21 protein-coding genes are annotated in these 20,218 nt (G+C 50.1%); 17 read left to right on the forward strand and 4 right to left on the reverse strand.

The genetic code is table 11. The annotated features are described in order from the left end of the window. From ACKFKF_RS25855 to ACKFKF_RS25870, 4 genes are all read left to right on the forward strand, one after another. Positions 1 to 573, forward strand: a 573-nt coding sequence (locus tag ACKFKF_RS25855) for a Uma2 family endonuclease (protein ID WP_446870303.1), incomplete at its 5' end; no start/stop codon positions are given. A gap of 9 nt (positions 574 to 582) precedes the next feature. Next, positions 583 to 1,305, forward strand: coding sequence for a 16S rRNA (uracil(1498)-N(3))-methyltransferase (locus tag ACKFKF_RS25860; RefSeq protein ID WP_446870304.1), 723 nt, complete (start codon positions 583 to 585; stop codon positions 1,303 to 1,305). Between the two features lie 130 nt (positions 1,306 to 1,435). After that, positions 1,436 to 2,539, forward strand: coding sequence for a tetratricopeptide repeat protein (locus tag ACKFKF_RS25865; RefSeq protein ID WP_446870305.1), 1,104 nt, complete (start codon positions 1,436 to 1,438; stop codon positions 2,537 to 2,539). A 182-nt stretch (positions 2,540 to 2,721) separates the two neighbouring features. Further along, positions 2,722 to 2,904, forward strand: coding sequence for a YqaE/Pmp3 family membrane protein (locus tag ACKFKF_RS25870; protein WP_446860775.1), 183 nt, complete (start codon positions 2,722 to 2,724; stop codon positions 2,902 to 2,904). A 97-nt stretch (positions 2,905 to 3,001) separates the two neighbouring features. Here ACKFKF_RS25870 and ACKFKF_RS25875 read toward each other — a convergent pair whose 3' ends face one another. Continuing rightward, positions 3,002 to 3,523, reverse strand: a complete 522-nt coding sequence (locus ACKFKF_RS25875) for a hypothetical protein (protein WP_446870306.1) — start codon at positions 3,521 to 3,523, stop codon at positions 3,002 to 3,004. Between the two features lie 521 nt (positions 3,524 to 4,044). Beyond that, positions 4,045 to 4,761, reverse strand: a complete 717-nt coding sequence (locus tag ACKFKF_RS25880; protein WP_446870307.1) for a rhomboid family intramembrane serine protease — start codon at positions 4,759 to 4,761, stop codon at positions 4,045 to 4,047. Between the two features lie 240 nt (positions 4,762 to 5,001). On the opposite strand from ACKFKF_RS25880, the gene ACKFKF_RS25885 reads away from it, so the two are divergent. Beyond that, positions 5,002 to 5,325: a hypothetical protein gene (locus ACKFKF_RS25885; RefSeq protein ID WP_446870308.1), complete on the forward strand. Its 324-nt coding sequence runs from the start codon at positions 5,002 to 5,004 to the stop codon at positions 5,323 to 5,325. A gap of 136 nt (positions 5,326 to 5,461) precedes the next feature. Here ACKFKF_RS25885 and ACKFKF_RS25890 read toward each other — a convergent pair whose 3' ends face one another. Both ACKFKF_RS25890 and ACKFKF_RS25895 read right to left on the reverse strand, forming a co-directional pair. Next, the gene (locus ACKFKF_RS25890) at positions 5,462 to 5,698 is read right to left on the reverse strand and encodes a hypothetical protein (protein ID WP_446860771.1); all 237 of its coding nucleotides are present in this window, start codon (positions 5,696 to 5,698) and stop codon (positions 5,462 to 5,464) included. A 127-nt stretch (positions 5,699 to 5,825) separates the two neighbouring features. Next, positions 5,826 to 6,266, reverse strand: coding sequence for a QcrA and Rieske domain-containing protein (locus ACKFKF_RS25895; RefSeq protein ID WP_446870309.1), 441 nt, complete (start codon positions 6,264 to 6,266; stop codon positions 5,826 to 5,828). A gap of 420 nt (positions 6,267 to 6,686) precedes the next feature. Here ACKFKF_RS25895 and ACKFKF_RS25900 point away from each other — a divergent pair, with 420 nt between their 5' ends. The 12 genes from ACKFKF_RS25900 (at position 6,687) to psb29 (ending at position 20,031) form a co-directional block, all read left to right on the forward strand. Then, a complete protein-coding gene (locus ACKFKF_RS25900) occupies positions 6,687 to 8,225 on the forward strand; it encodes a ferredoxin--nitrite reductase (protein ID WP_446870310.1) in 1,539 nt (512 codons plus the stop codon). Positions 8,226 to 8,428: 203 nt separating this feature from the next. Then, positions 8,429 to 9,763: a CmpA/NrtA family ABC transporter substrate-binding protein gene (locus ACKFKF_RS25905; RefSeq protein WP_446870311.1), complete on the forward strand. Its 1,335-nt coding sequence runs from the start codon at positions 8,429 to 8,431 to the stop codon at positions 9,761 to 9,763. A 66-nt stretch (positions 9,764 to 9,829) separates the two neighbouring features. Next, entirely contained in the window at positions 9,830 to 10,084 is a 255-nt protein-coding gene (locus ACKFKF_RS25910) for a hypothetical protein (protein WP_446870312.1), read from the forward strand. Further along, the gene (ntrB, locus tag ACKFKF_RS25915) at positions 10,074 to 10,901 is read left to right on the forward strand and encodes a nitrate ABC transporter permease (RefSeq protein ID WP_446860766.1); all 828 of its coding nucleotides are present in this window, start codon (positions 10,074 to 10,076) and stop codon (positions 10,899 to 10,901) included. Before ACKFKF_RS25910 ends, ntrB begins: the two co-directional genes overlap by 11 nt. Before the next feature lie 229 nt (positions 10,902 to 11,130). After that, entirely contained in the window at positions 11,131 to 13,143 is a 2,013-nt protein-coding gene (locus ACKFKF_RS25920; RefSeq protein ID WP_446860765.1) for a nitrate ABC transporter ATP-binding protein, read from the forward strand. Between the two features lie 253 nt (positions 13,144 to 13,396). Continuing rightward, complete coding sequence (locus tag ACKFKF_RS25925; protein ID WP_446860764.1) at positions 13,397 to 14,233, forward strand: nitrate ABC transporter ATP-binding protein; 837 nt, start codon at positions 13,397 to 13,399, stop codon at positions 14,231 to 14,233. A gap of 75 nt (positions 14,234 to 14,308) precedes the next feature. Further along, positions 14,309 to 14,866 (forward strand): FHA domain-containing protein, encoded by a 558-nt coding sequence (locus tag ACKFKF_RS25930; protein WP_446870313.1) that lies wholly within the window; start codon positions 14,309 to 14,311, stop codon positions 14,864 to 14,866. A 110-nt stretch (positions 14,867 to 14,976) separates the two neighbouring features. Next, positions 14,977 to 15,312, forward strand: a complete 336-nt coding sequence (locus ACKFKF_RS25935) for a DUF1830 domain-containing protein (protein ID WP_446870314.1) — start codon at positions 14,977 to 14,979, stop codon at positions 15,310 to 15,312. Positions 15,313 to 15,639: 327 nt separating this feature from the next. Beyond that, positions 15,640 to 17,868 carry a molybdopterin oxidoreductase family protein gene (locus ACKFKF_RS25940; RefSeq protein WP_446870315.1) on the forward strand — a complete coding sequence of 743 codons (2,229 nt, stop codon included), beginning with the start codon at positions 15,640 to 15,642 and terminating at the stop codon, positions 17,866 to 17,868. A gap of 129 nt (positions 17,869 to 17,997) precedes the next feature. Further along, the gene (locus tag ACKFKF_RS25945) at positions 17,998 to 18,477 is read left to right on the forward strand and encodes a phosphate-starvation-inducible PsiE family protein (RefSeq protein WP_446870316.1); all 480 of its coding nucleotides are present in this window, start codon (positions 17,998 to 18,000) and stop codon (positions 18,475 to 18,477) included. A gap of 218 nt (positions 18,478 to 18,695) precedes the next feature. Then, positions 18,696 to 19,148 carry a nitrate reductase associated protein gene (locus ACKFKF_RS25950; RefSeq protein WP_446870317.1) on the forward strand — a complete coding sequence of 151 codons (453 nt, stop codon included), beginning with the start codon at positions 18,696 to 18,698 and terminating at the stop codon, positions 19,146 to 19,148. A 160-nt stretch (positions 19,149 to 19,308) separates the two neighbouring features. Then, positions 19,309 to 20,031: a photosystem II biogenesis protein Psp29 gene (psb29, locus tag ACKFKF_RS25955; RefSeq protein ID WP_446860758.1), complete on the forward strand. Its 723-nt coding sequence runs from the start codon at positions 19,309 to 19,311 to the stop codon at positions 20,029 to 20,031. Positions 20,032 to 20,218: the final 187 nt, after the last annotated feature.

Consider the following 20,218-nt stretch of genomic DNA (forward strand, 5'->3'; position numbering starts at 1 on the left):
TACTTCCCTCCTAGCTTCCTTTCTCGCTTTCCTGAGTTTTGTCAGTCAAGCAGCGCCTATGCCAATCAAATCTTAGAGATTATGGCTCCCCTGCCAGAACATGAGCGATCAAAAGTGCTAATTGCTGATTTGGTCAAAGCCATTTTGAAGACCCAAAAAAGACCGTGGGAATCTCTGGGATCTTCCATCTTTAAACGTGCAGGAATGGCGGTCGGAATCGAACCCGATGATTGTTTTTATATTCAAAATTACAGGGCCGTGATTGGTAAAGATCGATTAGATTTATCTGTCGATCCGCCTCCTGATTTAGCGATCGAAACAGATGTCACTTCAAAGACCGAAATCGCTGCCTACAAAGCGCTAGAAGTGCCAGAGTTATGGATTTTTGCCAAAGGAATTCTCAAAATTAATGTGTTTCAAGCAGGCGAATATATCGAGTCTGAAGGGAGTCCAACCTTTTCAAACATTGCGATTTCACAAATCATTCCTCAATTCGTCAAGTGCGCCAAAATAGTTGGAGTCAGTCAAACTTTAGAAGAATTCGAGACTTTTTTGAGGAACGATCGCGAGTAGAGAAATAAATTGGCTCAACGACAACGGCTGGTCATTGCCTCCGATCAATTCAATCCGCCTCAGATTTTGTTGAATGCCGACCAACAGCATTATTTGAGTCGAGTATTGCGACTGCGATCGGGCGATCAATTCATCGCAATGGACGGACAAGGAAACGGCTGGCTGGCTGAACTGGAATCCGACCAAGCAAAAATTTTGGAAGCGATCGTTACAAAATCAGAGCTTTCCATTTCTGTCACATTGGTTCTGGCACTTCCTAAAGGCAATGGATTTGACGATGTTGTTCGGCAAGCCACCGAATTGGGCGTAACCTGCATTGCACCTGTGATCAGCGATCGGACACTTCTCAACCCCAGCCCCAACAAGCTAGACCGCTGGCGACGCATTGCTCAAGAAGCCGCAGAACAATCCGAACGGCAAGTCGTCCCCACGATCTTAGAACCCGTCTCCTTAACTAATCGCCTGTCCGAAAAATCCGACGATCGCCGCTTTATCTGTCTAGCCAGAGGCTCCTCTCCCCATCTACTGGATGTCTTGCTAGAACAAAAATTTTCCGCAATCACGCTAGCGATCGGCCCCGAAGGCGGTTGGACAGACCTGGAAATCGATCAAGCGATCGCCGCAAACTACCAGCCCATTTCCCTCGGCCGTCGCATTCTTAGAGCCGTCACCGCTCCGATCGTCGCCCTTTCTCTGATTGCAGGAGCGGTTGAAAGAAGGGACGAAAAATGAGGGGTGAAGGACGAGTTAGCAGACTAAAATTCAGAATAGTGCTGACCCGTCAATTCCTGTTTCATTCCTCCTCGCCAATGCGGGGCAAGCCCTCCCTCATCCCTCATCCCTCATCCCTTATCCCTCCATCATGCTGCTCGAACAAATCGCCGCCGCCTTCGATCGCCAAGATTACCGCGCCGCCGCCAAACTGCTCAAAGAATTCTTGCAGGAGTCGCCTCAAAATGTCTGGGGGCAGTTTTACAAAGCAAGACTCTATGAAATCTCTGGCAAACGAGAAGCGGCAGGCGAAATTTATCGTTATCTGCTGCGCGACGGGACAAATCCCAAACTGGTGACACAGGCGCGACAGGGAATTCAACGACTTGATGAGATTGCCCAGACAGAACACAAACAAGCCATTGCCCAAGCCACCGCCGACCCCGAAAACGCTGAACCAGGAATTCTCGTTTTGGAATCCATGCCCAGCGATGCCAGATCCTCTGCGGCTCAAAATCTAGCACGCATCATGAAACTAGACGCTTACACCGCCCGAATGCAGATTCCCAATCGCGGCTGGCGGCTGTATCGAGTCGGGGCGATCGGCGAACTGCAACATTATGGACAACAACTGAGAAACGCCGAAATTCCTGCATTTTGGGCTTCTGTGGATGCGCTACAAAAACTGCCCGTTTTTCAAGTTCACTATATTCAGGAATACCAACCTCAAGCGATCGTCGTCTGCCAAAACGAACAGGGGCAAATCGGCTCACTCAAATTTGATTGGTCAGAAGTCAGTCAGCGCGTCGAAGGGATGCTACCGATTTTTGAACAAGTCGTCGATACTGATCTTCGCAAAGGCACGATCGAACGGCAGCGAAAACAGACCACTCAAGACTACGCACACCTCTGCGATCTACACCTTCCCAAGCGTCGCTGCATTCTCCGGCTGTGCGATTTGAACTATCAATTTCACCAGGGGATCGCCTTTTCTGCGCCTCCCAAAGATTCCGTGGCGATCGACCAGGCTACCAACCGCATTCACTGGAATAATTTAATCGCCTTTCTCAAATATCAGCTTTCTCAACAGCCCGCCTGGTTAGAGTTTCAGACATTTGGAGAGACGGCGATCGACCACACGCTTCTACTCAAACGGCTCAACTCCCACGTTCACCTTTTTGGTCAAGACTCCAGCCCCTGGAATCCAGCGTTTCACCTTTACAGTGGATTAGCTTTTCTCAGAGAGTCGGCTTAGGGATCGGGCATTAGACCAAAGACGAAAGGCTAACAGCACAGCATTCAAAGTCTAGAATCTCACGCCCAGGACTCCTTTAACTCTTCTCGTCCCCTTTTCGTCCCTTAGAGAGAGGTGACTGACCTAACAGATTCAAGACAATAATAGTGAACAAATTAAGCTGAGTTGGTTAGAGAAATCCTATGAAATTCATTCGCATTCTTTTGGCTATTTTGGTTCCTCCGATCGGTGTTTTTCTGACAGCAGGGGTTAGCTCCGCTCTGTTTATCAATATTCTGCTGACGCTGTTGGGTTGGGTGCCGGGTGTGATTCATGCGCTGTGGTTCCTGCAAAAGGCTGACGAAAGACAGAACGCAGCCTACTAAGAAAAGCGACCACAAAAAAACATCCCGATCTATGACTGGTTGGGATGTTTTTTAATGAGAAAAATCAAGTTGAACGTACTAAAAACTGACTAATCAACTAGTTGTTTCCAGCTTTCATATTTCGTGCCATGTCTAGATAAGAATTCATGTTGGCACCGGGACGACGACGGCCTCCATTGCTAGTAGGAACGAGATACTTTGTAGCAAACTCGGCTGACTGTGGCTCTTTGGGGGCGACTGCGACAGGGGCAGTTTGGACGGCTGTAGCGGTCGCTGATGTGCCGTTATTTGATGCCTTTGTAGAAGCTTTCTTTTTAGAAGCCTCTTCAGCAGGTTTGGTGGGAGTCGGGGCGGCTTCGGGCTTTTCGGCTACAGCAACAGAGGCAGCAGCTTTTTGAGTTTCAGAAGCCTTTGGTGTCTCAGAGTTTTTTTGAGTGTCGGGCAGGCGGGTGATCGGGGCGGAGGCCGCTTCGTCTAGCTCCAAAAAGTACCCGGCGCTCTTGCGAGTTTTGGGAGCATTATCCGAAGCAAGGGCAGGTTTTTTGCTGCCAAGCAGTCCGCCGATAAAAGAAAGAATTCCGCCGAAAATGCTTTTGATGAGGTTGATTAGACCGCTCATGTGATACTGCTCCTAGGATGTTGCTGAGGCTGAGATTATAGGAATCTGGACTGATGAAAAACTGGGTGGCAAACAAGTTGGTCAAGTTTGACGATCGTCTAGCCTTGCTGATCATATAGCGTGTCGATCGAGCTTTCTCCCACTTTTGATAAATTCTGCTAAACAATTAAACAGGGTCAAAATCGGCGCAGTCTTGTCTAAAAATTAGCGAAACGATCGTCCTTTGACTGATCCATTTTTCTGAAGCACACCCAAGCCAAAACTCAGAACATAAGCATTCCTATAGTCTGATTATCAGATGCAGTGATGAACACTTGCAACCCCAAACCATAACTTTCTGTAGAGTACGATACGAAGTAGTCACTCTCCCTTCAAGTCAAAAAACCCTAAAAAGGACTTTTGCTCACGCAAAGAAGTCTCAGCTTAAGGGTTTTCGCAAAATCAAACGACTCAGATACAAACCATCCCAGAATAAAGGACAGAACCACCTCTATTCATCCCTCATCCTTCATCCCTCATCCCTAGTACGATCGCGCCCTCGAATCGTTAGAAAACAGTCCCAGTAACGGCCCCAAAATTGCCCCAAACACAAATCCGCCTGCGTGGGCCCAGTAGGCGACTCCACCGCTTTCCATACCAATATTTGTTTTTGCTTGCAGGCTGGCGATCCCATACAATGCTTGTTGAAAGAACCAGATGCCTAAATAAGCGACCGCTGGAATCCGAAAAGTCCAAAAGAAGAAGCCTAGCGGAATCAGTGTGAGAATCGAGGCTTTGGGAAAGCGCAAAATGTAGGCACCCATTACGCCAGCGATCGCCCCACTTGCTCCTAATGAAGGCACGGCCGACCCTGATGAGAAAAACCACTGTGACAGCGCTGCCAAAACGCCACAGCCAAGGTAAAAGATTGAATATTTGACATGCCCTAACTGATCTTCGACGTTGTTGCCAAAAATCCAAAGAAACAGCATGTTGCCGATGATGTGCAAAAAGCCGCCGTGCAAAAACTGTGACGTGATTAGCGTCACCCATTCTGGAAACCCACTCGCGTCGATGGGTGCCCCCGAAAAGTTCGCCGTCAATTGCCGAGGAACAACCGCCCAGGTGTAGAAGAAAGATTCTAACTGCTGAGGAGTCAGGCTCAATTCGTATAGAAAAACAAGTATGTTTGCTGCAATCAAACCATAAGTGACATATGGCGTGATCCGCGTTGGATTGTCATCGCTAAGAGGAAACACTAGACTTTTTCCCTAACTATCATTTGGCTGAAAGATAACGTATTTCACTCCAGCTTGTCTGTTCCCCTCTAGACAGATTCTACGGATTTTGATCCTGCGTGTGAAGCGAAGTCGATCGCTCATAAATTTACGAAGAACCACGCATAATCTCTGAGATGAAAGTAGCAAAACTTGTCTATATCTGAGAGGTAAACTTGATGGATCAGTCAGTCAATTATGGTGAGTTTTGCAAAATTCGCATTGCCGATATTAGCTTTAGGATTGATGTTTACAACGCCTCAAATTGCATCTGCCAAATTTCTGGCAAACAATGGGAGTGGGGGTTACTACGATCGCCAAACAGGGAGATCCCACAGCTATGAATTTGAACTCTGGGCGAATGACAACAATACTCAATACACGCTGAAGGTGTGGCGATCGCCCGACTATCCCAACAAGTCGCCTATTGAAGTTGAGTACTTTAGGTCTGCTGGCGAAGCTTTAAACTTTTTTGACTCCAACTACACAGACAAACGATGTGATCGTGGGGCAGCAGAAGGAGTTTGCATCAAATCAAGACAGTAGAGGTTTGAAGGATTTAATGTGCAGATAAATGTGCAAATAATTAAGACCCCCAATTTCTTATCGAAGTCGGAGGTCTTTTTGTTGAAGCGCAAAAAAATGCGTCTTCCTAAAATAGTTTGGTCAAAAATTGAACGAGCTACATTTTGCCATTTTGCATGACTTGTTGCAGATGATGCCGAATTTCTTGAGCCTTTTGCATGTCCTCTTCCTTCAATTTTTGAAAGAGTTCAACACAGGGCTGAGAGTTCATGCTTTGAGCATCTTGAATGTAGGTATCGTATGCCTTGACCGCTTCAGCTTTGTTTTGAAGAACCGTAAGCAAATCGTATTCGAGGTTGCTAAGAGCACGAGCGCTGTCGGTAGTCGTTGTCATAGTCAAATCTCCCAAATCGGTATTCCTTAAGAATGGTTTGAGAGGCGCGATCGTTCATCTACCAAAAGTGGAAGGCCAAATGTGGAAGACGCGCTTTTGTTGACCTACAAAACAACCACTCAACGTCCTATTTTCCCTTCACCAAAATAGAATCTCCTTCAACCTTGGCCTCATACATTGCCAATCCCTTGACAGCCGGCCCCTGTAATACTTGGCCATCCGCCGCAAATTGAGACGCATGACAGGGACAAGCAAACGACTTACGCTCTGTCTTCCAGGTCACCAAACAGCCCTGATGAGGACAGGTCGGATTGACGGCGACAACTGCCTTGGGGTCAGATGGATTGCGAACGACTAGCAACGGGCCCGCCGCAAATTGCTCATTCAAAATCTGCCCAGACTTATCCAGATCGGTCGCCGCCCCCACCTTCACAAAGCCATCCGCCCCCGGACTCGCCGTAGGTTTTGCTTCGGTTTGAGAATTAGACGAACAGGCCACGATCGCCACAGGCAAGCTACTCGCCACCCAGCCCAAACTCACCCAAGATAAAAAAGTTCGACGATCCATGATGTGTTCTCCAGACGGTAAAGTTTTCGATCGGGTTCAAGTCTAGCTGCTGTTCCCTAAATCCCTTCTGCTTGTAGACAAACCGGACAGTTTACTTGATGTGCCGGGAGCAGAACTAGAACGAGTGCACAATAACCCAAAGCGATCGACAGCGCCATCGCTAGTCTACGGGGGAAATGCATCCAAAAAAATAAAAATGCATCTTCCGCATCACAGTTATGCAGAAAATTCATACATGGAAATATTTTGTAACTACGTATACGAATTTCCTCTGTAATCTCGCCTAACTTAACCTTCAAGAGCAATCGCAACCCCGATTCTCGCACCCCACATCCGACCTTCCGCAGGTTCTTCTAATCAGGTGCGTCGATCGTCTGCCCGTGTTTCGGTTGGGACACTTTTTATTTCTAGGCACCCTCCATGACAGACACTATTTCATCAGCCGCGACCCTCAATAAGTTCGAGAAGTTAAAAGCCGAGAAAGATGGTCTTGCAGTCAAGGCCGACTTGGCACAATTTGCTCAAGTAGGCTGGGAAGCGATCGACGAAACCGATCGTGACCACCGACTCAAATGGCTAGGGGTGTTTTTTCGCCCGGTGACTCCCGGCAAGTTCATGATGAGAATGCGGTTTCCAACTGGAATTCTCACCAGTGGACAGATGCGGACGCTGGCTGAAATCGTACAGCGCTATGGCGAAGATGGCAATGGAGACATTACAACCCGCCAAAACATTCAGCTTAGAGGGGTGCGGATCGAAGATTTGCCCGATATTTTCAACAAGTTTGAACAGTCAGGGCTGACCAGCGTGCAATCCGGAATGGATAATGTCCGCAATATCACCGGATCGCCTGTCGCTGGCATTGATGCTGATGAATTGATTGATACTCGTGAATTGGCGATACAAGTCCAGGACATGATCACGAGCAACGGGGTTGGCAATCCTGCGTTTACGAATCTGCCGCGTAAATTCAACATTGCGATCGCCGGGTGTCGCGATAACTCCGTCCATGCGGAGATCAACGACATTGCCTTTGTGCCTGCCTATCAGGGTGATGAGCTTGGTTTCAACGTGTTGGTAGGAGGATTCTTCTCTGCCAAGCGGTGTGAGGCGGCGATTTCGATGAATGTCTGGGTGCCGCCGAGTGATGTGGTGGCTTTGTGTGAAGCGATTTTGATTGTCTACCGCAATCACGGTCTGCGCGCCAATCGTCAAAAATCCCGCTTGATGTGGCTGATTGACGAGTGGGGGATTGAGAAGTTTCGATCGCAAGTTGAGACTCAAATCGGCCACACATTGCAACCCGCCGCCGCCAAAGACGAGATTCTCTGGGACAAGCGCGATCACATTGGAGTCTACGCCCAAAAGCAACCCGGACTCAACTATGTCGGCTTACACGTTCCTGTGGGTCGGTTGTTTGCTCCAGACATGTTTGACATTGCTCGTCTAGCTGAAGTTTATGGCAGTGGAGAGATTCGCCTTACCGTTGAGCAAAACATCATCATTCCCAATGTGCCCGATTCGCGACTGACGGCACTGTTAGAGGAAGCGATCGTTCAGCGATTTTCGACTCAGCCAGAAAACCTTTCTCGTGCGTTGGTGTCTTGCACTGGCTCCCAGTTTTGCAACTTTGCCTTGATCGAAACCAAAAATCGAGCCGTGGCAATGATCAAAGAACTGGAAGCCGAAATCGAGTGCCCGCACCCCGTGAGAATCCATTGGACAGGTTGCCCCAACTCCTGTGGTCAGCCCCAGGTTGCTGATATCGGTCTGATGGGCACCAAAGTCCGCAAAGACGGGCGCACCGTCGAAGGAGTCGATCTCTATATGGGTGGCAAAGTCGGCAAAGATGCTCACCTGGGCACCTGTGTTCGTAAAGGCATTCCCTGTGAAGATCTCAAGCCCATTCTGCAAGAGATTCTCACGCAGCAGTTTGGCGCAAAAACAAGGGAGAGATGAGGGATGAGGGATGAGGGAGCGGTAAAGGATTCAGCATTTTAGAATTCGGAACTCAGAACTCAGAACTTAGAACTTAGAACTCAGAACTCAGAACTTAGAACTCAGAACTTAGAACTCAAGCCTGAAGATTCCTTTCATCCCTCATCCCTCATCCCTCATCCCTCCTTTCCTTTCCCAGCAAACTTAATTTTGGAAGACGATTCATGAGTGACCTCTCAAGACGGAAATTTATCATCACCGCAGGTGCAGCCGCGGCCGGAACGATTCTTGTCAATGGCTGTAGTTCTCCGAATAAGACCAAGACGGCCACGAGTTCTGACAGTTCACCCAGTGCGATTCCTGCTGTCAATTCGGGGAGTGTCGAAACGCCAGAAACGCCGACTGCAAAACTGGGCTTTATCGCGCTGACGGACTGTGCGCCGCTCGTGATTGCGTTGGAGAAAGGACTGTTTAAGAAGTACGGCATGACGGATGTCACCGTTTCTAAACAAACCTCGTGGGCTGTGACACGCGACAACATTGAGCTAGGGTCTGACAGAGGCGGCATTGATGGGGCGCACATTCTGACTCCGATGCCCTACATGATGGCTTCTGGCAAGATCACCAAAGGCAATACGCCGCTGCCGATGTACATTTTGGCGCGATTGAATACTGATGGACAGGGGATCTCCGTTGCTAACGATTACTTAGATTTGAAACTAGCTGCCGATAGCGCTCCGTTGAAAGCCAAAGTTGAAGCTGCAAAAGCGGCGGGTAAGAAATTCAAGGCGGCTGTTACCTTCCCGGCGGGGACTCACGACTTGTGGATGCGCTACTGGTTAGCAGCAGGCGGCATCGATCCTGAAAACGATGTGGATCTCGTCGTCGTACCGCCGCCCCAAATGGTGGCCAACATGGAAACCAAAACAATGGATGCCTTCTGTGTGGGTGAACCCTGGAACGGTCGTCTAGTCAACAAAAAGCTCGGCTACACCGCCGTCACGACAGGCGAACTGTGGAAAGGACACCCCGAAAAAGCCTTCACAATGCGGGCGGACTGGGTTGATAAAAATCCTAAAGCAGCCAAAGCAATTTTGATGGCGATTCAAGAAGCTCAGGTCTGGTGCGACAAAGACGAAAACAAACAAGAGATGTGCGAAATCATCTCGGCTGATAAGTATGTGAAAGCTCCTGCAAAAGACATCGTGGAACGAGCCAAGGGCAACTTTGACTTTGGTAACGGTCGCACGCTGGCAAATAGCGACTTGATGATGAAATTTTGGCGTGAGAATGCGTCTTATCCCTATAAGAGCCACGACACCTGGTTTGTCACCGAGAACATGCGCTGGGGCAGATTTGCAGCCGATACCGATGTGAAGGCACTCGTCGATAAGGTCAACCGTGAAGATTTGTGGAAAGAAGCGGCGAAAGCGATCGGTCAAACGGCCGCCATTCCGACCGATGCTTCTCGCGGCGTTGAAACCTTCTTTGATGGAGTCAAGTTTGATCCCGCCAACACCAGCGCTTATCTGAGCGGTTTGAAGATCAAAAAGGCCTAGTTCAGCAATAAGGCTTAAACCATCAGGCGTGATGGGCAAAACGTCAGCGATGAACTTCAACGCTTCGTGCTTGCTGGTTCAATCATCAACGATGCACCTCTAGACATCACGCTTGCTAGTTTGAGTATCAACGATGCACCTCCAGACATCACGCTTGCTGGTTCGATCATCACCGACGCACCTCTAGACATCACGCTTGCTGGTCTGAGTATCAACGGTGCACCTCTAGACATCAGCACCGACGCTCAAACATTCAGCCCTGATTCATTTTTCTTCTTCTGCCCAACTCGCTCTCAGGAACTTCTTCACCATGACAGCTAATCCTTCTCTCCGTCAGCCTTCACAGTTTTCTGAAAATGTTAGTAAGCAGTTAAAACAATTGCTGCCGCCGTTTATTTGTACGCTGGTGGTTTTGGTGCTGTGGCAGTTACTGTGTCTGAGTCCAGAATCCAAGATGCCTGGCCCGATTAAGGTAGTTACTCAAACGATTTTGTGGATTCTCAACCCGTTTTTTGATGATGGGGGCACCTCAAAAGGACTCGGCTGGCAGATTTGGATTAGTTTGCAACGGGTAATGATTGGCTACAGTTTGGCGGCCGTGGTCGGGATTGCGCTGGGTGTGTTGATCGGCACGAGCGAATTTATGCGACGTGGACTTGACCCGATGATTCAAGTGCTGCGAACGGTTCCGCCATTGGCCTGGCTGCCGTTGTCATTAGGAATTTTTCAAGATAGTAACCCAGCGGCGCTGTTTGTAATTTTTGTGACCGCAATTTGGCCCATCGTCATTAATACTGCGGTAGGCGTTCAGCAAATTCCTCAAGACTACAACAACGTGGCTAAAGTTCTGCGTCTGTCAGGCAAAGAGTACTTCTTTAATATCCTGGTGCCCTCAACGGTGCCTTACGTGTTTGGTGGTTTGAGAATCGGCATCGGACTGGCATGGCTGGCGATCGTCGCTGCCGAAATGCTCAAAGCAGAAGGGGGCATCGGCTTCTTTATCTGGGACGCTTACAACGCAGGCAACGAAGACAGCATGAGCCAAATTATCATCGCCGTTCTCTACGTCGGCTTGGTCGGTCTGGCGCTCGATCGCCTCGTCGGTTGGCTCGGCTCTCGCATCGTCTCCGAAAACTAATCAACGTCAGTGCGATCAAATCTTCGCTGCGGTTGTTAATTCAGGCAGCCCCCTATATCCCCCACCCGTGAGGGACTTTGAACCAGAAGTCTTATCTTAAGTTCCTCAGAATTGGGGGGTTGGGGGGCAGAAGCGCTCAATAACAAAGCAAAGCAACCTCATCGAATTCACGTCAATCAGGTCAGGGAATTAGTCGCAAGCCACTCCACCCCTTACACCCATTGCTGCCATGTCTGTTTTTCTCGGAATTGACCACGTTGATAAGGTGTTTCCGCTGTCCAATGGCGGCACCTACGTTGCACTCAAGAATATTGACCTGAACATCCGCGAAGGTGAGTTTGTCACGCTAATCGGACACTCTGGCTGCGGTAAGTCTACGCTGTTGAGCATTGTTGCTGGACTAGAAAGCCCGTCAGTGGGCGGTGTGGTGCTAGAAGGGCGAGAAGTCACCAGCCCAGGGCCCGATCGCATGATGGTCTTTCAAAATTACTCACTCTTGCCCTGGCTCACCGTTCAACAAAACATCGAACTCGCCGTAGACAAAGTTCTCAAAACGCTGTCACCCGCCGAACGCCGAGAAATTGTCGAGCACAACATCGAGATGGTGGGGCTAAAGCCTGCCGCTCACCGCAAGCCCAAAGAACTGTCTGGCGGCATGAAACAACGGGTCGCGATCGCGCGTGCCCTCTCAATTCGTCCCAAGATGCTGCTGCTCGACGAGCCGTTTGGCGCATTAGACGCGCTGACACGAGGCAATCTGCAAGAACAACTGATGCGGATCTGCGAAGAAAGTCAGGTGACCTGTCTGATGGTGACCCACGATGTCGATGAGGCGCTGCTGCTATCCGATCGCATCGTCATGTTGACCAACGGCCCCGAAGCCCACATCGGACAAATTCTCGACGTGCCGATTCCTCGCCCTCGCAAACGGATGGAAGTCGTCAACCACCCCAGCTACTACGGCTTACGCAACGAGGTGATCTACTTCCTCAACCAGCAAAAACGCGACAAAAAACGCAGGGCCAAGCAGGCTCCCAAAGTGGCGATCGCCCGCAACGGTCTAGAAAAAGTCAACCTGGATATCGGCTTTATTCCGCTGACCGACTGTGCGCCGCTGATCATTGCCAAAGAGAAAGGATTCTTTAAAGAATTTGGCTTAGAAGACATCAATCTGTCTCGCGAACCCAACTGGAAAGCGATCGCCGAAGGAGTCGCCACCAAACGCTTAGACGCGGCCCAAATGGTTGCAGGAATGCCTTTGGCGATGACAATGGGCGTGGGAGGCAATACTCCGATTCCCGTCGTAACGGCGCTAGTCACTTCTCGCAACGGCAACTCCATCACCCTCAGCAAAGAGCTTTACAATCAGGGCGTGCGATCGATTCAGGACTTTAAGCAAGCGATCGACCAGTCCCCCACCAAAACTCACACCTTGGGAATGGTGCATCCCGCTTCAATGCACAATCTGATGATGCGCTACTGGTTGGCGGCCGGCGGCATTGACCCCGATCGCGATGTTAGCCTTGCAGTGATTCCCCCGGCTCAAATGGTCGCCAACCTCGCCGCTGGAAACATTGATGGCTTCTGTGTCGGTGAACCCTGGAACAACCGCGCCATTCAAGAAGACCACGGATTTGTGATTGCCACCGACTTAGAGATCTGGTCAGGGCATCCCGAAAAAGTGCTGGGCGTGCGAGAAGACTGGGCGCAGCAGTATCCCGAAACCCACATTGCGCTAATCAAAGCCTTGCTGGTCGCTTGTGAATACTGTGGCGATCGACGCAACCGCGAAGAAATTCTCGAAATTCTCAGCCGTCCCGAATACGTGGGCGTGTCTCCTGCCTACATGCGTCCTGGATTTACTGATCCTTACGTGCGGAGTCAGGGTGCCGAGCCAGAAGCCATGTTGCGATACCTCTACTTCAACGTCGATCAAGCCAACTGCCCCCGTCGCACCGAAGCAATCTGGACGATGACTCAGCTAGCCCGCTGGAACATCACCCCCTTTCCGCGCAACTGGATCGAGATTTCAGAACGCAGCCGCCGGATTGACCTCTATGGCGAAGCCGCCCGCCAGCTAGGACTGCCCGACAGCGAACCCGATCGCGATTCCTTTGGCTTATTTGACGGCGTGATCTTTAACCCAGATGACCCACTCGCTTATCTCAACAGTCTCAAAATTCGTCGCGAATTCACCATCAAAGAGATCAGTCTCGACCCCGCCGTATCGCTGGCCGCCTGAAACTCTGAGGAAAATTTCGGTCAACTGCCTGACGTGAATTCGACAAACTCTGCTCTCATGACAACTTTAGAGCGTCCCTGAATCCCCCCTAACCGAAACGCTTACCTGAAAGTCTCCCAAATTGGCAGTTGGGGGGCAGGGGCTTCTAACCAACCAAGCAGGAAACCTGGCTCAAATTCACGCTCAAATTCACGGCAACCCAATTCACGGTGTATCCGACGCTATCTCGCTCAACCCCCTACCCTCCTCACCTATGCAAACCTTGAACACGCTGGATTCGGCTCCACAAACCAAAGCAGAAATGCCCTTTTTATCTGTAGACAACGTTTCCAAAATTTACCCGACTCCCAGCGGCCCCTACACCGTTTTGGATGGAGTCAATCTGGCTGTTAACGAGGGCGAGTTTGTCTGCGTCATCGGCCACTCTGGCTGTGGCAAAACCACCTTGCTCAACATGATTTCTGGCTTCAACACGCCCACCACGGGACAAGTCACCCTTCAGGGACAACGAATTACCAGCCCCGGCCCCGATCGCATGGTGGTTTTTCAAAACTACGCCCTTTTGCCCTGGAAGACGGCTTTTGAGAATGTGTTTTTGGCCGTCGATTCGGTTTATTCCGACAAGTCCAGAAAAGACAAATTAGAGATCACCCGCGAACATCTGGCTATGGTGGGACTGGATGAAGCGATGCACAAAAAGCCCGGTCAACTCTCAGGCGGCATGAAACAACGGGTCTCGATCGCCCGCGCCCTGGCCATCTGTCCCCAGGTGCTGATTCTTGACGAGCCGTTTGGCGCACTCGATGCCATCACCAAAGAAGAACTGCAAGAAGAACTGCTGCAAATCTGGAGTAAAAACCGCGTCACCGTTTTGATGATCACCCACGACATCGACGAAGCGCTATTTTTGTCCGATCGCATTGTTATGATGACCAACGGGCCTGCTGCCAAAATTGGCGAAATTATGACCATCCCGTTTGACCGTCCCCGCGATCGCGCCCAAATCATGGAAGACCCGCACTACTACACCCTCCGCAACGAGGCGCTTGACTTTCTGTTTAGCCGATATGCCCACGACGATGATGCTTAGTGGGTCTTTGGTTTGATTGAAAGGCCAAAGTTTTAGACGCTTCCTTCTAGCTTCTCTCTACCCTACGCTCCGGCCATGTTGACTCTCAATTCCGCTGCCTCCGATCAACCCGCTCTGAGATTTTTAGAACAGTATCCCGCAGTTTCTCGATCGCTATTTGCAGAAATCGGCCCCAACCCCAAACAAGTTGCCACGATCATCGACCCCATTTTGGCGACCCGCGATCGTGCCCAGGGCAGTCGTTATATTCAGGCAATCAGCACAGGTCGGACTGCTTTTCTGGCTACTAATTTGTCCCCTAATCGTGAGGTTTATCTCACCGAAGTTTCGACAAGCTGGCTGGTTGGTCGTAGTTCTCACTGTGCGATCGCCCTGACACAACCGTCAATTTCTCGCTGTCACTTTGCGATCGGCTATCATCCTGGTCGAGGCTTTTATCTGGTCGATTTGGGCAGCAGAAATGGCACCCTCGTCAACCGTCGTCGCCTCCCCATTCTGGACAAACACCCCATCCACCACGGCGACCTGATCGACATCAACGGCTTCACCATTCATTTCTTTGTCTCCAGCCTAGAAGGAGTTGCAATGGCGATCGAAGACACCCAATTCCCCCCAGTCCCCGAAACCAACTAGCCCCTCTTCATCGCTCCTCGCAAAGCGGAACAAAGTTCTCCCTCCTCCATTCCCGTGTGCCTCCCTTGTCCGATTACGTTGACACGTTAAACACGCGACATCCAAAACTCATGGTACTCACCTCTGCCTCGCTGCCTGACGGACTAACTGAGCGCATCCTTTGTTACTACGTCAATGTGACCAATCGGCTTCAGATTGCTCAGATCAAGAACATCCCTGGCTTTCGGTTTGAGCGGTTGATTTTTCCAAGACAGCGATTATTGTTTGAAGCAATCCCAGAAGCAATGCTGGAGATTTACACTCAGACAACCACTCAGACAACCACCAACTCAACACCCACCGAACGAATTTCTTGCTTTCGGCTACAGGTTAATCGCAACGCAGCAGAGAACGGTCAGCAAAACATGACTTATCGTGCTGAGGAGACGAGTTTGACAGAGGAATGAACACAGCGCTGATTTAAAAGAATTTTTGGATAGAGCGATCGCATTACCATCACTGGGGATAGATCTCACAACGCACCCATGAGATGATTGCAATCATATTAGCATCACAAATCGCATTGCTCAAAGTGTATTTGTTTTTAAAGTGAAGTTCAGACATTTGACCATAGACGATACACTAAAAAGAATGTAAGCACGAAACGAATGGACTCAGTTTGTCTAACGTCCAGCGTCCAGTGTCTTTCGTCTATGTCAGATTCCTTGAAGCAATGCCCTATAATCAGAGCTTCTTAGAATTTTCACACTTAAAAACACCTGTTGAGCATTCCTATGACCCCTCCCGCGAAGACTCTTTGTCCTTATTGCGGTGTTGGCTGTGGGCTAGAAGTCTTGCCTCCTGCACAACCCGGCAAAGTGACCCATCGGGATAGTGAAGGGACTCCCATTTGGCAAGTGCGAGGCGATCGGTCTCATCCCTCCAGCCAGGGGATGGTTTGCGTCAAGGGGGCGACCGTGAGTGAGCCGCTCCACAAAGATCGCTTGCTGTTTCCGATGGTGCGCGAGTCGTTGGATCAGCCGTTTCGACGAGTCAGTTGGGATGAAGCGCTCGATTGCATCGTCAGCCGCATTCAAACCGTGCGTGACACTCAGGGCGTGGATGGGCTGTGTATGTATGGGTCTGGGCAGTTTCAGACCGAAGATTACTACGTTGCTCAAAAACTATTTAAGGGCTGTCTGGGCACCAACAATTTTGACGCTAATTCGCGGCTCTGCATGTCTTCTGCTGTGTCAGGCTACATTCGCACCCTGGGAGCCGACGGCCCGCCCTGCTGCTATGAAGATATCGATCTGACCGATTGTGCCTTTCTGATCGGGACAAATACAGCCGAATGTCACCCGATCGTGTTCAATCGCCTCAAAAAGCACCACAAAAAAAATTCTCACGTCAAGCTAATCGTCGTCGATCCGCGTCGCACCCAAACTGCCGAAGTCGCTGACCTGCATCTAGCCATCAAACCAGGCACCGACATCGATCTGTTGAACGGCATCGCTCATCTGCTGTTGAAGTGGAATCAGCTAGACCACGAGTTTATTGAGCAACACACCAACGGATTTGACCAGTTCTCAGACCTACTGCACACCTACACGCCAGAATGGGTCGCCGATCGCTGCGAAATCTCGGTCAACGACTTAGAAACCGCCGCTCGGTATTGGGGCAACTCAAAGCGAGTCCTATCCATGTGGTCGATGGGAGTCAACCAATCTTCAGAAGGAACGGCAAAAGTCTGCTCGATCGTCAATCTACATCTGATGACAGGACAAATCGGCAAACCGGGAGCCGGCCCATTCTCACTCACTGGCCAACCCAACGCTATGGGCGGCCGAGAAGCTGGCGGATTATGTGGGCTGTTGCCAGGGTATCGATCAGTCGCCAACCCCCGACACCGCGCCGAAGTCGAACGGTTTTGGCACCTTCCTCCCGGCAGCATTGCTCCCACACCCGGCCGCACCGCTTGGGACATGATTACCGGACTCGAAACCGGAGAAGTCGGATTGTTGTGGGTGGCTGCGACCAATCCCGCCGTCAGTATGCCTGACCTAGAGCGAACGAAAGCGGCTTTGAAGCGATCGCCCTTCACGGTTTATCAGGACTGCTACTCGCCGACTGAGATGACGGAGTTTGCCCACGTCTTACTGCCTGCCGCCCAATGGAGTGAAGCCCCCGGCACGATGACCAATTCTGAACGGCGAGTCACCCTTTGCACCCAGTTTAGAACGCCGCCTGGAGAAGCCCGCCCCGATTGGGTAATTTTTGCCGAAGTTGGTCGTCGTCTGGGGTTTGGGACTACGTTTGCCTTTAATCACGCCGCCGAAGTCTATGCCGAATTTGCTCGACTCACTCAAGGCCGCCCCTGCGATCAGTCTGGGATGAGCCACGATCGCCTTGCTCAAGATGGCCCGCTCCAATGGCCCTGCCCCGCCCAAGTTTCAGACGGCCATCGATCGGATCGTCTCTACACCGATCACCAGTTTCACACACCCGATCGCCGCGCTCAATTTGTTCCCTATCATTCAAAAGGTCTGGCAGAACCTGCCGATCCCACCTATCCCTTTGTGTTAACGACGGGCAGATTGTATGGTCACTGGCACACCCAAAGCCGCACCGGACGAGTTGCCAAACTTCAGCAAATGCACCCTCACCCCTTTATTGAGATTCATCCTCGCGATGCCGAGAGATTGGCGGTAGAGGATGGAGAATTAGTCGAAGTGCGATCGCGCCGAGGATTTGCCCAGTTTCCAGTGCGAGTGACCAAAGCGATCGCTCCTGGAACTGTTTTTGTGCCGATGCATTGGGGCGCTTTGTGGGCAGACCATGCCGAAGCCAACGCTCTGACGCATCCCGCATCCTGTCCTGACTCAAGGCAACCAGAACTAAAAGCCTGCGCTGTACAGATTGTGCCTGTTCGACTGAGTTCCCCGATCGCCGAAAATGATGCTGCTGGTGTGTGGGGTAATTCTGCTGAAGCGATCGCGACCCCTCTCCCAGTTCGCAGCTAGTTTCGATCAATAGAGTTCTCCGAATGTTTTAAGCTAAAAAGCGTCATGTTGCGAAAGGTACGAATCGGTTGATACCTGTCCCCGTTGGCGAGTATCCTCACCTCATCTGTGCAGTGTTGGTCAGGTGTGATGCGACGACTTGGACGAATCTTGAAGCGTTTGATGAGTTTTGGAGAAGATGAAAAATTTCTCCATCTGGTAGAAGAGATTGAAAGTCTAATCTCAAAAGTGCTGTCGATCTTGATGGTGTTGGTGACGATCGTTGCCGTTTATGACTTAGGGATTTTCCTTTTTCAAGAATTAGCGAACGAACTCTTTTCCCCGAATTCGGCTCGATTTAGTGAGATTTTATTTAAGATATTTGGGCTGTTTCTCAATGTCTTGATTGCGTTAGAAATTCTTGAAAATATTACGGCTTACCTCAAAAAGCATGTCATTCAAGTTGAGCTAGTGATTGTGACTTCTCTGATTGCAGTTGCGCGTAAAATTATCATTTTAGACTTGAGCAAAACGACAGGTGTAGACATCATTGGGTTGGGCGTTGCGATTCTCTCACTGTCGATCAGCTATTGGGTGATTCGGCGAGTTAATTCTAAACATCCTAACTAATGAATTTAATTAATGAACTTAATGAGTCCCCTCGCTGTGTTGTCGATCGCTTCTGCCTCAACCTCCCAACTCTGAGAACTTTGTGAGAAGTTTTGCGGCTCAAAATCCCTTAGTCATGAGAAATTTAGCTGGCTCTCTGAGATTCGCAACCGGGGGAAAAACTTGATCAAACAGACGGTGAAGTACAGCCACAAAATGTTTGTAAAAAGGATATAAAAATGGGTGATTTCTTTCAGTTTGAAGCTGATTTTGTAGACTCTCTGCGCTGCGTTCCGATGCAGGTTCGGTTAAAGCTAGATACTTGTGGAGTTAAGCTAAAACTGGCTCAGTGGAGTAAATTTAATTCCCACGATCGCCAACTTCTAGTAAATTCTCCCTGTAAAACCAGTGCTGAAATTGCCGAGTATCGATCGCGCCTTCACACTCTAATTTTGCAGCGAACAGGTGAAACTGCTACCAACCTGGCGATCGATCCCCATCCAGAATGGCTTGCGCCCGATCTTCCTGAAAGTGTTCTGAGTCAAGCGCGATCGCTCAACCTTTCTCTCACTCCTGATCAATGGGCTTCTCTAACGCCACTCCAAAGATTCGCCTTGATCAAACTCAGCCGATCGAGCCACGAAAATCGTAACTTTCTCCCCGCGCTCAAAGAATTCCATTTAGTTGAGTGAGAAGTTTAGTTGAGTGAGAAGTGAAGTTTAGTTGAGTGAGAAGTTTAGTTGAGTCAGAAGCGAAGACAACCCTTCTTGAGCGATCCCCTGATTTAAGAAAACTTGGCAAACGTTCAATCAAGCGAGAGAATAGATCAATGTAACCCACAAGGCTGATCCAGTGAACAACGTCCGCACCGTATCCGATACCAAGCGTGCCTTCTACAACACTCACACTCGTCCGGTAAACTCCATTTACCGTCGAGTCGTCGAAGAGTTGATGGTCGAAATGCACCTGCTCTCCGTCAATGTGGACTTCCGCTACGACCCGCTCTACGCATTGGGTGTGGTTACGTCCTTCGATCGCTTTATGCAGGGCTACCGTCCCGAACAAGACAAAGAGCCGATCTTTAATGCCATCTGTCAGGCGTTGGGCTACGATCCCCAAAAGTTTCGCCAAGATTCTGAGCATTTGCTGTCTCTAGCGGCTAACCATTCCTGGGATCAGTTGCTGTCCACGTCGGCTGACGTTCCTGACACCTATTTGCGCGAAAACATTCAGGCGATCGCTCACAATCCCAAATTCAAATATAGTCGGCTGTTTGCGATCGGCGTTCTTACGCTGGTTGGCACCGCTGATCCCGCTCTGCTCAAAGACGAAACCAGTCGGATTGCAGCCCTCAAACAGGTTTGCTCAACGCTAAATTTGCCCGAAGACAAGGTACAAAAAGACCTGGAGCTTTATCAGAGCAACCTGGAAAAAATGGCCCAGGCTCAACTGGTGATGGAAGACTTGATCAAAGCCGATCGCAAAAAGCGAGAAGAACGTGCCCAAGCAAAGATTGCCGCCAGCGAAGCCGCCTCTTCAGAAACGCCCAAGGACGAAGCCACCTCAAGCTCATAATCTTCAAGCCATTTGATCGTTTTGGGGTGGATTGTCCGCCCTTTTTTGTTGGGCCTTCTTAGAGTCTACGTCCATTTCGTGAAGTTTTTTCGCCTTGTTGCTCAGAGCCTCTGCCCCCAAGCTGCCAATTCTGGGGGACTTTAAGACAAGACAAGCGATTTAAAATCGGGATCGAGAGGCTGCACGG

The organism is Phormidesmis sp. 146-12, from assembly GCF_052939495.1.

Excerpts from the sequence above, each read along its gene's own strand:
- ACKFKF_RS25865 (WP_446870305.1), top strand. The coding sequence starts at position 1,436 with ATGCTGCTCGAACAAATCGCCGCCGCCTTCGATCGCCAAGATTACCGC.
- ACKFKF_RS25870 (WP_446860775.1), top strand. The coding sequence starts at position 2,722 with ATGAAATTCATTCGCATTCTTTTGGCTATTTTGGTTCCTCCGATCGGT.
- ACKFKF_RS25875 (WP_446870306.1), bottom strand. The coding sequence starts at position 3,523 with ATGAGCGGTCTAATCAACCTCATCAAAAGCATTTTCGGCGGAATTCTT.
- ACKFKF_RS25890 (WP_446860771.1), bottom strand. The coding sequence starts at position 5,698 with ATGACAACGACTACCGACAGCGCTCGTGCTCTTAGCAACCTCGAATAC.
- ACKFKF_RS25895 (WP_446870309.1), bottom strand. The coding sequence starts at position 6,266 with ATGGATCGTCGAACTTTTTTATCTTGGGTGAGTTTGGGCTGGGTGGCG.
- ACKFKF_RS25900 (WP_446870310.1), top strand. The coding sequence starts at position 6,687 with ATGACAGACACTATTTCATCAGCCGCGACCCTCAATAAGTTCGAGAAG.
- ACKFKF_RS25905 (WP_446870311.1), top strand. The coding sequence starts at position 8,429 with ATGAGTGACCTCTCAAGACGGAAATTTATCATCACCGCAGGTGCAGCC.
- ntrB (WP_446860766.1), top strand. The coding sequence starts at position 10,074 with ATGACAGCTAATCCTTCTCTCCGTCAGCCTTCACAGTTTTCTGAAAAT.
- ACKFKF_RS25920 (WP_446860765.1), top strand. The coding sequence starts at position 11,131 with ATGTCTGTTTTTCTCGGAATTGACCACGTTGATAAGGTGTTTCCGCTG.
- ACKFKF_RS25925 (WP_446860764.1), top strand. The coding sequence starts at position 13,397 with ATGCAAACCTTGAACACGCTGGATTCGGCTCCACAAACCAAAGCAGAA.
- ACKFKF_RS25930 (WP_446870313.1), top strand. The coding sequence starts at position 14,309 with ATGTTGACTCTCAATTCCGCTGCCTCCGATCAACCCGCTCTGAGATTT.
- ACKFKF_RS25935 (WP_446870314.1), top strand. The coding sequence starts at position 14,977 with ATGGTACTCACCTCTGCCTCGCTGCCTGACGGACTAACTGAGCGCATC.
- ACKFKF_RS25940 (WP_446870315.1), top strand. The coding sequence starts at position 15,640 with ATGACCCCTCCCGCGAAGACTCTTTGTCCTTATTGCGGTGTTGGCTGT.
- ACKFKF_RS25945 (WP_446870316.1), top strand. The coding sequence starts at position 17,998 with ATGCGACGACTTGGACGAATCTTGAAGCGTTTGATGAGTTTTGGAGAA.
- ACKFKF_RS25950 (WP_446870317.1), top strand. The coding sequence starts at position 18,696 with ATGGGTGATTTCTTTCAGTTTGAAGCTGATTTTGTAGACTCTCTGCGC.